Here is a 15,301-nt window from a genome sequence, read left to right as displayed (position 1 = left end):
ATATCCTTTTTATGGTGGCACACAATGAACATATCGGTTCAAATTTACAAACAAAAAAGTCCACTTTCACAGTGGACTTGCTACTTTATAACGGTAAATCTCTCTTTCTAAACATAACTATTGCTAACAAAAAGATGCAAACTGCCCCAACGGTTAAACCTAAACTTACCGGCCATATATTATATGTTCCTTCAGCAATTTCTTTCGGACGAAACAGCGTAAATAAAGATAGGCTTTTCATCCACTCTAACTTATCGCTTAATTTCCCTACCATATCTAGTACGAAAAATAATATAGTTAAACTTGCTGAATAACTAAGTGCCTTTCTTTCATCATTACATATACAAGAAAAGAAAAATGAATACGCACTAACGACTAAAAATATGAGCCCTCCGACTACATTAATCTTCAAAAATAATTCTTTATTTAAATTATTATCTTTTAAAAACCATTCTGCTCCTACTATACCTGCTACATACGTGACAATTACAATGATAAGTAGCCCCAATATGAGAACAGTAGCTTGCGTAATGGCAATTTTCACTCTGGATACAGGCGTTGCTAGCAAGTATGCCATCGCTCCTTTATCTACATGACGCGCAATTAAATGTGTCGCAACTGTTACGCAAAAAATTGTTAAAATGATAATAAACAATAGACTGTAATACTCCCCAGCTAAAAAATCCATTACGTTTTGAATCGGACTTTCCATACCAACAATTTTTTTCACACTATCAGGCATAGCACTTATTAATTCATTTAACCCTTTCGCTGATACCATTGATGGGAATATCCAAATTAATAACCATAAATAGAGAGCCGCACCAATCGCATAACTAAAAATACTTTTTTGTGTTTCTTTCAAACTAGCTAAAAACAATTGCTTATTCATGCGTTACCCCTTCTTTCTTATCGTAATAATGCATAAATAAATGTTCTAAATCCATCGCTCTCGTTTGAAGTGCCGTTACATTATAGTTTGATAGTGTTTGTAAAACAGTTTGATAGTTTCCTTGTACAATAATAGATGCCTCTCTGCCTTTTACCGCTTCAAATTGCAAATTACACTTTGTAAGAGATTCAATTTCTTCTTGCGATGATACAGTTACATCTATTACCTGTCGTCTCATACTTTGTAAATCATGAATATTTTCAACTGTTACGAGTCGACCATCTTTAATAATAGCTACTCTGTCACAAGTTCTCTCAATTTCAGTAAAAATATGTGAAGACATAAGAATCGTTTTTCCTCTTTGTTTTTCCTCTACTATTAGTTCTATAAATACTTGCTGCATCAGTGGATCAAGTCCAGATGTTGGTTCATCTAAAATTAACACCTCTGGATCGTGCATAAATGCAGCGACTATCCCTACTTTTTGCTTCATTCCTTTAGACATTTTGCGAATCGGTGTTTTCACATCAAATTGCAGACGATCTATCAGTTCATCTCGTCTTTTCGTATCCTTTAATCCACGCATTCCTTGCATTAATTTTAAAAACTCTAATCCGTTCATTCCTTCAATAAAAGAAATTTCACCCGGTAAATAACCAACTTCCCTTTGAATTTTCGCTGCTTCATTCCAACAATCTAATCCAAAAATTGTCGCTTTACCATCTGTCGGTTTTATAAATCCCATTAAATTACGAATTGTCGTTGATTTTCCGGCACCATTCGGTCCTAAATAACCAAATACTTCTCCCTCTTTTACATCAAATGTAATATGAAACAAACCTTTTCCATTCGAAAACTGTTTTGTAACATCTTGAACTGAAATCATAAGTCCACCTCATTTTTTGAAATATTTAATATATGATATTTCAAAATTATTGTACTCCTCATCTTTCATATTCGCAACAATTTTTTGAAATATTTATTAGTCCATATTTCAAAAATATTGTTTTCCATTATTTTTTCTTGTATATTTTAAGTGAGGTGATTACATTGAACGGCTTTGAAAAAGTGAAAGAAAAGAAGAAACGCGCCATTAAAGAGGCGGCCTTCGTATTATTTTCAGAACGTGGATTTAATGAAGTAAAAATAGAACATATTGCAAAAGAAGCAAACGTTTCTCAAGTTACAATTTATAATCATTTCGGAAGTAAAGATGCGTTATTTAGGGAGCTTATACAAGAATTTATCATATCTGAATTTCAATATTATAAAGGGCTTGCAGAAGAAAAATTACCTTTTCATGATATGATGCAAAAAATGATTGTAAGAAAAATGAATACTGGCGGGTTATTTCAACCTGATATGTTACTACAAATGATGCAAAGGGACGAAGAACTCCGTAAGTTTATTTATAGTTATCAAAATGAAAAAATCCTTCCCTGGTATTTAGAAATATTAGAACGAGCTCAGCGCAAAAACGAAATTAATCCACACCTTACGAAAGAAATGATGTTACTTTACATTCAAATGTTTACTAAGTTAGGTGATGATTTCGGGGCACAGCTTCTTGAAGGAGATCGAGAAAAACATATACAAGATATCGTTACGATGTTCTTTTACGGCCTTTCTGTTCCAACAAAATAAAAAAGACACGAAATTCGTGTCTTTTTTATTTTACCGAAATGACTCTACCCGTTTCACTACTTTCAACCGCTAATTGAATTAGTTTAATAACATTTAAACCATCTTGCGCTGTTACAGGTAGTTTCTCACCATTTAATATACTATCTCTTACACCTTTATAGTACATGTCATAGCAACCGACTTCTGTTAAAATGCGATTTAAAGTTTCTTCTGTTTCTAAAGTAGCAAAATTCTCTTCAGCATCTACTCCATAACCTATATCGCCTGGCTTCATTCCATTTTTTAATTGTTCTTCCTGCGAATCCATACCGTATTTCACGATAGAACCTTTGTCCCCATGTAATGTAAAATGCGGTCCTGCTTGTTTCACGTAACTGCTACTACGTAAAATGACACGCTTAACTCCATAATGAAGTACTACGTGGAAATAGTCATCAATCTCCGCACCTGGCCTTTGTTTTATTACATCTGCGCTTATCGCATCTGGTTTTCCGAATAATGATAGCGCTTGGTCAATTAAATGCGATCCTAAATCATATAATATACCTGAACCTGGTAAATTCTTTTCTCTCCATCGATCGCGTACATGTGGACGGAAACGATCAAAATGCGCTTCATATGCGTATACATTTCCTATTCTATTTTCTTCTAACAATTTCTTAATTGTTAGGAAATCATTATCAAAACGACGATTATGATATACACTTAACATCACATTATGCTGCTTTGCTAATGAGATAAGTTCTTCCCCTTCTTCAATTGAAACAACAAATGGTTTTTCCACTACAACATGCTTACCATGTAAAATCGCTTCTTTTACATATGGAAAATGAGTTGTATTCGGTGAAGTAATGACAACTAGTTCAATATCAGATCGCTTTACTAATTCATCAATTGTGTCAATAACAGCAGCATTTGGTAAAGTTTGTTTCACTACTTCTTCTTTTGAAGATAAAATAGCTCGAATATCATATTCTTCTATCGTTTGTAATAGCGGGATGTGAAATGTTGTACTAGAAAATCCAAATCCTACAATCCCTACACCTATTTTTTTCATGTTGCCCCTCCAATTATCCCGCACTAACGGACAGTAAGATCCCTCCTCAAAATTCAGCGAAAACTAAGAAGTTAGGTGAGGGCCTTACTGTCCGTAAAAGCCCGATTAGTTCAACTAATAATCAGTAGGGAATAAAGCCCCCCACTGATTAAAGTTTCACTTTATGAGAACGATTTCATTTCACTATTATAACAAGATTATTTTCATATACATAATAATTCGCTTAGAAAAAAGCATCTCGCTATTATTCATAGCAAGATGCTTCCTTTATTCCGGTCTTTTCTTCGTCCATGTTTCTACTACTTCACCAGTATCATTAACATCTAGTACTAAACTACCATTACTATACCGGTCTTTGTTTCGATACGCTTTCGGATCAACCTCTTCTACAATATTTTTCTCTGTCTTCATGTAAACTAGTTCATCGTCTCGTACAATTTCAATACCTACAATACGGTATGGATTACGTTTTAACTCTTTGAAAATAACAAGACCTCGCTTCGCTCTCGTTGACTTTTCAATTTCTGATGCTTTTAAACGCTTTATAGCACCGCGTTGCGTTACGAGAATAAGTTGATCTTTGTCACCATTTAACGGTTTACCAGAAGCGACATAGTCATCTTCTTTTAAATTAATCGCTTTTACACCAGCAGCTCTTACACCAACTGGACTTACTTCATCTTCATGGAAAATCAGTGCATATGCACCATGTGTCGCAAGAACGATATCACTCGTTCCATCTGTCGCAAATATATCAACAACTTCATCATCTTTTTTCAAGTTTACAGCAACGAATGCCCTTGAATAGCGCTGAACTTTATATTGATTTAATTCCGTCTTCTTAATCATACCATTCCGCGTTACAAATACGATAAATCGTTTTTCTTCCTCAAAGTTCGGTATGACAGTTGCCCAAATAATTGTTTCATCTCGGTCAAGTGAAACAATATTTGCAACGTGCTGACCTAAATCTTTCCAACGAATTTCCGGCATTTCATATACAGGAAGATAAATATAATTTCCTTTGTTCGTAAATAAAAGAACGGTTTCTGTCGTGTTGGTATCGAAACGCTCAAGTAAGATGTCACCCTCTTTCATACCGAAGTCTTTCCCGTTCGATGCATTATGCGAACGCCAACCAGTTCGTTTCACATATCCTTCTTTCGTTACAGTAACGATGACATCTTCTTGCGGAATCATAACTTCCACATCGATTTTAATTTCTTCAATTTCCTCTTCAATTATCGCACGACGATCATCACTATATGTTTTCTTTACTCTCTTCAAATCTGTTTTAATAACTTGAAGAAGTCTTTTTTCACTTTGTAAAATCGCCTGTAACTCTATAATTTTCTTATTAAGTTCAGCTGCTTCTTGCTCTAGCGCAGTAATATCCGTATTCGTTAAACGATATAGTTGCAGTGAAACAATTGCTTCTGACTGAGCTTCTGTAAATCCAAATCGTGCGCTTAAATTATCTTTCGCATTACGTTTATCTTTAGACCCTCGAATCGTTTCAATCACTTCATCTAAAATTGATAATGCTTTCTTTAAACCTTCTACGATATGTTGGCGATTTTCTGCTTTTCTTAATTCATATTGTGAGCGTCTCGTAATAACTTCTTTTTGATGGCCAATATACGCATCCAAAATTTTAGGTAATGTCATAAGTGTTGGACGACGATTATTTATCGCTACCATATTAAAGTTATATGGAATTTGTAAATCTGTATTTTTATATAAATAGTTTAAAATACCTTCAGCATTTGCTTCTTTTTTTAATTCTACAACGATGCGGAGACCTGTACGATCTGTTTCATCACGCACTTCAGCAATGCCATCTAATTTTTTATCTAGACGTAATTCATCCATTTTTTTAACAAGGTTCGCTTTATTTACTTCATACGGAATTTCTGTAATAACGATTTGTTGCTTTCCACCACGAATCGTTTCAACCTCTGCTTTTCCGCGAATAATAATTTTACCTTTACCTGTTTCATATGCTTTTTTAATGCCATCTATCCCTTGAATAATACCACCTGTAGGGAAATCTGGTCCTTTAATAACTGCTAACAAGTCATCCACAGAACTATTCGGTTGATCGATACGCATCATTGTAGCATCAATTACTTCTCCAAGATGATGCGGTGGAATTTCTGTTGCATAACCAGCGGAAATCCCTGTAGAACCGTTCACTAATAAGTTCGGGAACATTGCAGGTAATACAACTGGTTCTTCACTCGTATCATCAAAGTTTGAAACGAATTCTACTGTTTCTTTATCGAGATCACGTAATAACTCTGATGCGATTGGTGATAAACGGGCTTCTGTATAACGCATTGCCGCTGCTGGATCACCATCAACACTACCATTATTACCATGCATTTCAACTAAAACATTACGTACTTTCCAAGTTTGACTTAAACGTACCATCGCCTCATATACAGAGGAATCACCATGTGGATGGTAATTACCAATAACGTTACCAACTGTTTTAGCTGATTTACGAAACGCTTTATCATGTACGTTTCCTTCTACATACATAGAATATAATATACGTCTTTGTACTGGCTTTAAACCGTCACGCGCATCTGGAAGCGCGCGGTCTTGGATTATATATTTACTATAACGTGCAAAGCGGTCACCTAACACGTCTTCAAGCGGGAGGTCATGAAACTTCTCTGCCTGCATGTTATTCCACCTCCGTCTCCATAATCATTTCGTTTTCTAAAATATTTCCTTCTTCTTGCATACCAAATTGTACATTACGCTCAATCCATTTACGGCGCGGTTCTACTTTATCGCCCATTAATGTAGTTACACGGCGCTCTGCTCTTGCTGCATCATCAATTTTCACTCGGATTAATGTACGCGTTTCAGGGTTCATCGTCGTTTCCCATAACTGATCTGCATTCATTTCACCAAGTCCTTTATAGCGCTGCAACATATAACCTTTACCGACCTTTTTCGTTACACCATCTAATTCTTCATCAGACCATGCATATTCAATTACTTCACTTTTCCCTTTCCCTTTACTTACTTTATATAAAGGTGGAAGTGCAATAAATACTTTACCAGCTTCGATAAGTGGTTTCATATATCTGTAGAAGAAAGTTAATAACAATACTTGAATATGAGCTCCATCCGTATCTGCATCGGTCATAATAACAACTTTATCGTAGTTAATATCTTCAACAGCGAATTCATTTCCTACTCCGCCGCCAATTGCATAAATAATTGTATTAATCTCTTCATTCTTAAAAATATCAGCAAGCTTTGCTTTCTCCGTGTTAATTACTTTACCACGCAAAGGTAGTACCGCTTGAAAACGACGATCTCGCCCTTGCTTTGCTGAACCGCCGGCCGAGTCACCCTCTACTAAATACAATTCGTTTTTTTGAGGGTTACGTGATTGTGCAGGTGTTAACTTCCCGCTTAAAGTACCTTCTGATTTTTTCTTTTTCTTACCACTACGCGCTTCTTCTCTCGCTTTACGAGCAGCCTCACGTGCTTGCGCTGCTTTAACTGCCTTTCTCACAAGAAGTGTAGCTACATCCGGGTTTTCTTCTAAAAAGTAAGCTAAATGCTCTGATACAATTGCATCAATAGAAGAACGGGCTTCACTTGTACCAAGTTTCCCTTTCGTTTGTCCTTCAAACTGCAGTACTTCTTCTGGTACACGTACAGAAACGATAGCCGCTACACCTTCACGAATATCTGTACCTTCTAAATTTTTATCTTTTTCTTTTAATAATGAAACTTTACGAGCATACTCATTAAACACACGTGTCATCGCTGTTTTAAATCCAGCTTCGTGTGTTCCACCATCTTTTGTACGTACGTTGTTTACAAACGAAAGAATATTTTCTGAGTAACCATCATTAAACTGGAATGCTAATTCTGCTTCAATCCCGTTTTGTTCACCAGTGAAATATACAACTGGATGAATTGAATCTTTTTCTTCGTTTAAGTATGAAACGAAAGCTTCAATTCCTGTTTCATAATGAAATATATCTTCTAAATCATTACGTTCGTCTTTTATCGAGATTTTCATTCCTTTTAATAAGAATGCAGATTCACGTAATCTCTCACATAATGTTTCATAATTGTAATTTGTCGTACTGAAAATCGTTGTATCTGGTTTGAAGTGCATTGTCGTACCAGACTCTTTTGTTTTCCCGATTTTCTCTAACGTCGTTGCAGGAACGCCACCATTTTCAAAGCGTTGTTCATAAATGTTACCATCACGTTTAATTGTTACTACTAACCATTCTGACAAGGCGTTTACAACTGATGCCCCAACACCATGTAAACCACCACTCGTTTTATAGCCACCTTGACCAAACTTACCACCTGCATGAAGTACAGTTAAAATAACTTCAGGCGTAGGTTTCCCAAGTTTATGCATTCCCGTAGGCATTCCTCGCCCTTTATCAATAACGCTAATACTATTATCTTTATGTATTACGACAGAAATTTCGTCGCCAAATCCCGCTAACGCTTCGTCAACGGAGTTATCTACTATTTCATATACTAAATGATGCAATCCACGGCTATCCGTACTCCCGATATACATACCCGGGCGTTTTCGAACGGCTTCAAGTCCTTCTAACACTTGAATTGCATCTTCATTGTATTGGAACTGATGCTTCGCCAAACTCCTTGCCCCTTTCCTAATCAAATCAGAACATATGTTTCTATTATAGAATAACGCCTCGACTATAGTTTTGGCAAGTTATCTTAACTCTTTTATATACCATTTTCAATAGAAAAATCCTTGTTTTTTCACAAGGATTCCTCTAGGCTACTATTTCAGAAAAATAATCGTTTGTCAACGAGAAATGGATATGTATTCCAAGATTACACATTCCAAACCTTTATCATGATCCAAATGATCAATATCCAAAACGGGATAACAAGTAACAATCCCCAAAAACAGCCTTTAAAAAATCTCATGATGAACACCTCGTTCATCGGCCCTACTTATCTATAACGAGGGCTGAATCAATCTTTCTATCTTTAAAATCTATACTATTTTGTCATCGCATGTTCTACTTTAATACAACGGTCCATTATTACAGTATAGTCTTTTTCTTTTAAAAGTTTATATGTATCTTCATCTTGTACTCCTAGTTGTGCCCAAAAAACATCTGCATCAATCTCTACAAACTCTTTCGCAACACCCATTAAAAATTCTGAACGGCGGAATACGTTTACGATATCAACATGTTCTTTAATATCCGCCAGTGAAGGAACTGCCTTTTCTCCAAGTACTTCATCAACTGTTGGATTTACCGGTATAATGCGGTACCCTGCATCTTGCATCGCTTTTGAAACCATATACGATGTACGTTCTGGTTTATCTGATAATCCAACAACCGCAATCGTTTTACTTTTCTTCAATACTTCACCAATTTCCGTACGAGTTGGGTTTTCAATTTTCATAATTAGTCCCTCCTATTCCTTTAGTATATCCGATAAAGAAAGTCTCTTTCAACATGAAAGAGACTTTCTTTTATTCCGATTATTGATTCTTAGTAGCTGAATTATCTGCTAACGTAGCTGATTTCGTCATTTTTTGACCATTGCGATAGAATGTAACTTCTACTTTCTCGCCAACTTTTTTCTTTTCATATAAATATTTACGGAATTGAAGAGCATTCTCTACCTTTTGATTATCTAATGCTACTACAAGATCATATTGCTCTAAACCTGCCTTTTCTGCCGGTGATATTGGATAGATTTTACCTAATACAACGCCATTTGTTACTTCTTTTGGCACTTTCAGCTGATTTACTGCATAAGTTTGCACATCTTCTAATGAAACGACACCTACTCCAAGCGCTGGACGTTTCACTACTCCATCTTTTTCAAGCGATTCGATGACTGGTTTTGCAATATTAATCGGAATTGCAAATCCGATTCCTTCAACTTCTTGCTGCGCAATTTTACTCGAGTTAATACCGATTACTTCACCGTTTTGGTTAAATAATGCACCACCACTATTACCAGGGTTAATCGCTGCATCTGTTTGAATAACTTGTGCTTGCCAATCTGGGCGTTTGTCCCCATCAATATCAACTGGAATTTCGCGTTCTTTACTACTGATTATACCTTCCGTTACACTGCCATCAAATCCAAGTGGGTTTCCGATTGCAATCGCTTTTTCACCAGCACGAAGTTTACTGGAGTCACCTAGACTTGCAACTTTATTTACATTAGATCCGTCAATTTCAACAACAGCTAAGTCTAACCAAGGATCCTTACCAACTAGTTTTGCATCAACTTGCTTTCCATCACTTAGTTTCACAGCAAGTTTATTCGCTCCATCTACTACGTGGTTGTTCGTTACGATATATGCTTTATTTCCTGCTTTTTTATAAATAACACCTGATCCTGAACCAGCTTGTTGTTCTTGACCTGTCGGTTGCATTGCAAATGGATCGACACTTTGTTGCATATTAATAACACCTACAACAACATCTTTCGCACCTTCAACCATACCTGGCAAATCAGTTTCGTTTTTCGATTTATTGACAACAGGAACTACAGTACCTTCTACTTGTTTATTAGAATTGAATGATGAAACTGCCGCTCCATTATTTTGCACCCATGGCATATAAGGTGCTGCAAAACTAATCGAAACCGCCCCGACTACAGCTCCCACTAAACCTGTGAAGAAATAACCTTTTTTACTTCCTGATTTTTTCACTTCTCTCGTTTCACTATGCTCTTCATTCAAATTTGGTCCGTCGTAATATCCCATTTTTTATTTCCCCTCTCTGGTGAATTCGTATTTTCAGTATAGTCACGTTTTGTGTCCTTCTTGTGAACTCATCGTGAAATCCAATTAAAAAAATACTCCTATCTACCATTGTAGACAAGAAAATTATTTTTTGAACATTCTACCTTCAAAAAGAGGATATAAAATTGCTAAATTCCCGGGCTAAAGTGCACAATTCATTCCAGATTATTCTTCGAATTTATAACCAACTCGAATAACAGTACCGATATGCTTCGCTTTATCTCCTAGCTTATTTCGCAATTTTTTAATATGCGTATCAACCGTTCGGTCATCACCGTAGTAATCATATCCCCATAACTGATCTAATAAATGTTGACGTGACAACACAATTCCTTTGTTCTCCATTAAATAAACAAGAAGTTCAAATTCTTTATGCGTCAATATAATTTCTTCTCCATCTACTAAAACAGTTCTAGATAGACGATTCACTTCTATTCCAGCTAAAGACATAGCATTTTCTTCCGCTACTCCTACCGCACCATCCGCACGTTTCAATAACGTCTTCGCGCGAGCTACTAACACTTTCGGGCTAAATGGTTTCGTTACATACTCGTCTGCACCTAATTCGAAACCTAGCAATGTATCATCCTCATCCGAACGTGCTGTTAGCATAATAATTGGTACTGCTGATTCTTTTCTAATTCGTCTACAAACAGACCATCCATCTATTTCTGGTAACATAATATCTAACATAATTAAATCAATTTCATGCTCTGCAAATAACTCTAGCGCTTTTTTTCCATCTTCTGCTTCGATTACTTCAAAGCCTTCATTACGAAAATAATCACTAACAATTTCACGTAATCTTCTTTCGTCTTCAACAAGTAATACTGTTTTATTCATATAATCTATCCCGCCTTTTTACTCTTTCAATCGAATAATACGTTGATTGGAGCTTCCGCGAAATGGAAGTGTTAAATCTCTTTTCTCGATTTCAAATCTTCCATCGACTAAAACATCCCCATAGTGTAACAACTCTATCATATCATTATTTTGAGAACTCTGTATCTCTTCTAACGTATAACCTGTATACATCCATAGATTTTTTTTCAAATCTTTCACGGCTTTTGCTACTTTTTTCACTTCAACAGCTTGAAAAAACGGATCTCCACCTGAAAATGTTACATCAGTTAATGGATTACTTGCAATCTCTTTCACAACTTCTTCTACCGTCATTTCAGTTCCATTGCAAATATTCCAAGATTTCGGGTTATGACACCCGAAACAACGATGCGGACAGCCCGCAAAAAACACGACTGTCCGCAACCCTTCTCCATCTACTACACTATCATGAATGATATTCATCACTTTCATTTATGCTTCACCCGATCCATCTCTTCGCTACGTTTCGCACTATTCCACTTCGACATATCTCCCACAAGATAGCCAGTTATACGGCGAATTCTTTCTATATTGGTCTCGTCTTCATTTCCGCAGCTTGGACATTCATTTCCAATAACTCCGTGATAGCTGCAGCATGTACAACGATCAACAGGATGATTAATTGAACCGTACCCAACGCCATGCTCTGCCATCGCTTGTACAATTTGTTTTAACGCCTTTTGATTATGCATCGCTGCTCCGTCTAATTCAATATACGTAATATGCCCCCCATTACATAGAGCATGAAAAGGTCCTTCTAAACGGATTTTATTTATCGCTTGAATGTTATAATAAACTGGAATATGGAATGAATTCGTATAGTAATTATGGTTCGTTATACCGCTAATCTCACCAAATTCCTCTCTATCTTTTTTCACAAACTTCCCTGATAAACCTTCTGCAGGAGTTGCAATTATTGAGAAATTCAGTTGATGTTCTTCCGTCGCCTTATCCATTCTCTCCCTCATAAAGGAAATAATTTCATATCCAAGTTTCCATGACTCTTCATCTTCCCCATGATGCTTTCCTGTTAAAGCTACTAAACATTCCGCAAGACCGATAAAACCAATACTTAACGTCCCTTGCTTTAAAATAGGTGCTACAGAATCTTCAGGCTGTAATGTTTCTCCGCCACGCCATACACCTTGTGAATATAAAAATCGAAAATCTCTCGCTCGCTTCGTACATTGATACGCGAATCTCTCTAATAATTGCTTAATTCCTAAATCCAAGTAATAATTTAGCGCTTCAAAAAACGCTTCTTTCGATCCACTAATTAGCCCTAATTTCACTAAATTAATAGAAGTAAACGACAAATTACCTCTTCCTATTGCCGTTTCTTCTCCATGTATATTAGACATAACACGAGTGCGACATCCCATGTAACATACTTCACTTTCAGGTCGTCCATCATAGTGCACTGCATTAAACGACGCATCTAAAAATGAAAAATTAGGGAATAATCGCTCTGCTGTCGTCTCTAGTGCTAATTCAAACAAATCATAGTTCGGATCACATTCTTCAAAGTTTACACCTTTTTTCATTTTAAAAATTTGAATAGGGAAAATCGGTGTTTCTCCTTTTCCAAGTCCAGCTTGCGTTGCTTTTAACAGTTGTTTAATTAAAAGCCTTCCCTCTCTCGATGTGTCTGTTCCGTAATTAATAGAAATAAACGGTACTTGTCCCCCGCCCCTACTATGCATACTATTTGAATTATGAACGAAAGCTTCACACGCCTGATACGTATCGCTTTCTGTTTCTTTCCATGCGAATTCCTCAATTTGTTCTTTCGTAAGCGGATATGATTGTAGTCGCTTTTTATGTCTCAGTACGGTTTTTCTCACATAGGGAGCTAAATCAATATCAAAGAGTGCAAACGATTGACCACCGTGCTGCATATTTTGATTCGCTTGAAAAATAATAGACGAAAGTGCCAACGCACTTTTAATGTCTTGCGGTTGTCTCATATGTCCATGTCCAGTATGAAAACCGTTAGCAAGCATTTGTGCTAACGGAATTTGCGAACAAGTCGTCGTTCCTGTCGCATAAAAATCTAAATCATGTGGATATAATATATTTTCATTTATCGCTTTTTTCACTTGGTCTGACAATAAATTTTCAACTGCATAATATTTTGCACTCTCAGATGCGAACGTTCCCATTACTCCCATCGGAGAGCGCCCATCTACATTTGCATTCTCTTGCATTAAATCTTGTTCATTGCCGTGGACAATTGTCCCAAACACTTTCATTAATTCTTCTCCACGTGTATTTCGTTGTAACATTTATAACCCTCCATCAATATGTTGTTATCTTTTGATTAAAATGTTACAACATATAGTCTTGTTGTTTCTGTGAGAAATGTAACATTCCTGTGAATTTTTTTTCACGAAATAATGAATTTTTCATTTACAAAAAAGAAATGTGCTCTTTACAAATGTATGGTACAATAAACGGGAAAAACTCTTTTTACCCTTTATCAACACATTTGAATAAAGGAGACTGAACTTATGGTTACTACATATCTTTTATTTATCGTTGCCTACTTACTTGGCTCGATTCCATTTGCATTAGTCGTTGGAAAAATCGGCTATGGAATCGACATTCGTGAGCACGGAAGCGGTAATTTAGGCGGAACAAATACATTCCGCACATTAGGGAAAAAAGCAGGTTTTACCGTTACAATTGCTGACATTTTAAAAGGGACATTAGCAACAGGTCTACCGATAATTTTCGGATTAGATATTCACCCACTATGGTTCGGATTAGCAGCTGTTCTTGGACATGTATATCCGATTTTTGCAAAATTCCGTGGTGGTAAAGCAGTTGCAACTTCTGCCGGGGTGCTATTATGCTACTCACCAGTTGTTTTTGCAATATTAGCTGTTGTATTTTTCACCCTTTTATTTACAACAAGATACGTATCACTTTCTTCTATGGTAACAGCTGTCGTTGCTGTTATTGCATCCATTGTTAGCGGGGATAAAATCTTCATTATTGCGATGTGTTTATTAGCAGGTATGGTTATTTATAAACACCGTGCAAATATCGGACGAATTATAAATAAAACTGAACCGAAAGCAAACTTCTCAAAAAAGCAAAAATAAGGTTGTAACCCACATAACGCAAAAAGAAAACGTGAAGCATATTAATAGCGTCTTTTTGCGTTATTTTTTATACTAAAGAAAAAGCAACATAATTTGGAGGAACTATACATGAATCTTTCCGTAACAAAAGAAGCAGCACAATGGTATAAAAACGAATTAAACTTACAATCAGGTGAAACACTACGCCTTTTCGTACAATACGGCGGTTGCAGTACTGTGCAAAAAGGACTTTCTTTAGGTATTCGTAAAGATGACCCTGCACATCCTGCTGTTCAAACTCAAGAAGAAGGTATTAACTTCTTTATTGAAGGCGATGATGAGTGGTTCTTCGATGGACATAATTTATCTGTTACACTTAACGACGGTGATGATTTCCCTCAATTTAATTATGAGAAATAAAAAAAGCGTGGCTTCTGCCACGCTTTTTTTATTTCTTTTTAATTTCCTCATATTTCGCATACCACTCAGGATATAATTTTTTAAATGATACAGGGCGGAACCCTTCTTTTTTCGCACAAATATTCGTCGTACTTGCAGTAATGCAAAGCTCACCATCACCGTTATATATTTCATAACCATATACAACACGAAGCGGGCTCACAGTATCAATCCACGTTTTCACAATTGCTTTTTCTCCGTAACGCATCGCTTTACGATATGAAATTTGCAAATCTAATACAGGAGAAATAATTCCCTCTTTCTCCATTTCAACATATGAAAATCCTAATTCTTGTATAAGTTTCGTGCGCCCAAGTTCCAGCCACACTAAATAGTTTGAATGGTAAACAACACCCATCTGGTCTGTTTCCGCATAGCGGATTTCAACTTCATATTCTGCTACAAACATTTCTATTCGCCTTCTTTCACTTCTGCTACCTTGCATACATTTAATCATAATACAGTGGAATCAAAAA

General features: G+C 36.2%; 14 protein-coding genes. 3 read left to right on the top strand and 11 right to left on the bottom strand.

Annotated features, from left to right (window positions below):
- Positions 1-85: 85 nt before the first annotated feature.
- Positions 86-892: an ABC transporter permease subunit gene (locus tag ACS2MN_RS26225; protein ID WP_001041420.1), complete on the bottom strand. Its 807-nt coding sequence runs from the start codon at positions 890-892 to the stop codon at positions 86-88.
- Entirely contained in the window at positions 885-1,778 is an 894-nt protein-coding gene (locus tag ACS2MN_RS26220) for an ABC transporter ATP-binding protein (protein ID WP_000626574.1), read from the bottom strand. The genes ACS2MN_RS26225 and ACS2MN_RS26220 overlap by 8 nt, the downstream gene beginning before the upstream one ends.
- Before the next feature lie 164 nt (positions 1,779-1,942).
- Between ACS2MN_RS26220 and ACS2MN_RS26215 the strand changes: the two genes are divergently transcribed.
- Entirely contained in the window at positions 1,943-2,536 is a 594-nt protein-coding gene (locus ACS2MN_RS26215; protein ID WP_001013009.1) for a TetR/AcrR family transcriptional regulator, read from the top strand.
- Between the two features lie 25 nt (positions 2,537-2,561).
- Here ACS2MN_RS26215 and ACS2MN_RS26210 read toward each other — a convergent pair whose 3' ends face one another.
- The 8 genes from ACS2MN_RS26210 to ACS2MN_RS26175 all read right to left on the bottom strand — a co-directional run bounded on the left by ACS2MN_RS26210 (position 2,562) and on the right by ACS2MN_RS26175 (position 13,565).
- On the bottom strand, positions 2,562-3,593 hold the full coding sequence (locus ACS2MN_RS26210; protein ID WP_346994877.1) for an oxidoreductase: 1,032 nt from the start codon (positions 3,591-3,593) through the stop codon (positions 2,562-2,564).
- 267 nt (positions 3,594-3,860) lie between these two features.
- Positions 3,861-6,284, bottom strand: a complete 2,424-nt coding sequence (gene parC, locus ACS2MN_RS26205; RefSeq protein ID WP_098710202.1) for a DNA topoisomerase IV subunit A — start codon at positions 6,282-6,284, stop codon at positions 3,861-3,863.
- 1 nt (position 6,285) lies between these two features.
- Positions 6,286-8,250, bottom strand: a complete 1,965-nt coding sequence (gene parE / locus ACS2MN_RS26200; protein WP_001062195.1) for a DNA topoisomerase IV subunit B — start codon at positions 8,248-8,250, stop codon at positions 6,286-6,288.
- Positions 8,251-8,624: 374 nt separating this feature from the next.
- Complete coding sequence (locus tag ACS2MN_RS26195) at positions 8,625-9,038, bottom strand: CoA-binding protein (protein WP_000687809.1); 414 nt, start codon at positions 9,036-9,038, stop codon at positions 8,625-8,627.
- A gap of 79 nt (positions 9,039-9,117) precedes the next feature.
- Positions 9,118-10,359, bottom strand: coding sequence for a S1C family serine protease (locus ACS2MN_RS26190; RefSeq protein WP_000542629.1), 1,242 nt, complete (start codon positions 10,357-10,359; stop codon positions 9,118-9,120).
- Positions 10,360-10,563: 204 nt separating this feature from the next.
- Positions 10,564-11,241 (bottom strand): response regulator transcription factor, encoded by a 678-nt coding sequence (locus ACS2MN_RS26185; protein ID WP_001044679.1) that lies wholly within the window; start codon positions 11,239-11,241, stop codon positions 10,564-10,566.
- A gap of 18 nt (positions 11,242-11,259) precedes the next feature.
- Complete coding sequence (nrdG, locus tag ACS2MN_RS26180; RefSeq protein WP_000867069.1) at positions 11,260-11,712, bottom strand: anaerobic ribonucleoside-triphosphate reductase activating protein; 453 nt, start codon at positions 11,710-11,712, stop codon at positions 11,260-11,262.
- Positions 11,709-13,565 carry an anaerobic ribonucleoside triphosphate reductase gene (locus tag ACS2MN_RS26175; RefSeq protein WP_000941745.1) on the bottom strand — a complete coding sequence of 619 codons (1,857 nt, stop codon included), beginning with the start codon at positions 13,563-13,565 and terminating at the stop codon, positions 11,709-11,711. The genes nrdG and ACS2MN_RS26175 overlap by 4 nt, the downstream gene beginning before the upstream one ends.
- Before the next feature lie 225 nt (positions 13,566-13,790).
- Between ACS2MN_RS26175 and plsY the strand changes: the two genes are divergently transcribed.
- Both plsY and ACS2MN_RS26165 read left to right on the top strand, forming a co-directional pair.
- A complete protein-coding gene (gene plsY / locus ACS2MN_RS26170) occupies positions 13,791-14,387 on the top strand; it encodes a glycerol-3-phosphate 1-O-acyltransferase PlsY (protein WP_000258971.1) in 597 nt (198 codons plus the stop codon).
- Between the two features lie 108 nt (positions 14,388-14,495).
- Positions 14,496-14,786 carry a HesB/YadR/YfhF family protein gene (locus ACS2MN_RS26165; protein ID WP_001054451.1) on the top strand — a complete coding sequence of 97 codons (291 nt, stop codon included), beginning with the start codon at positions 14,496-14,498 and terminating at the stop codon, positions 14,784-14,786.
- Positions 14,787-14,814: 28 nt separating this feature from the next.
- Here ACS2MN_RS26165 and ACS2MN_RS26160 read toward each other — a convergent pair whose 3' ends face one another.
- Positions 14,815-15,234: an acyl-CoA thioesterase gene (locus ACS2MN_RS26160; protein ID WP_000495823.1), complete on the bottom strand. Its 420-nt coding sequence runs from the start codon at positions 15,232-15,234 to the stop codon at positions 14,815-14,817.
- Between the last annotated feature and the right edge of the window lie 67 nt (positions 15,235-15,301).

The sequence above is a fragment of the Bacillus cereus group sp. BceL062 genome, from assembly GCF_051780025.1.
GTDB classification, from domain to species: Bacteria; Bacillota; Bacilli; order Bacillales; family Bacillaceae_G; genus Bacillus_A; species Bacillus_A toyonensis.
The sequence above is the reverse complement of the archived record's forward strand: the minus strand, read 5'-3'. Positions and strand labels throughout refer to the sequence as shown.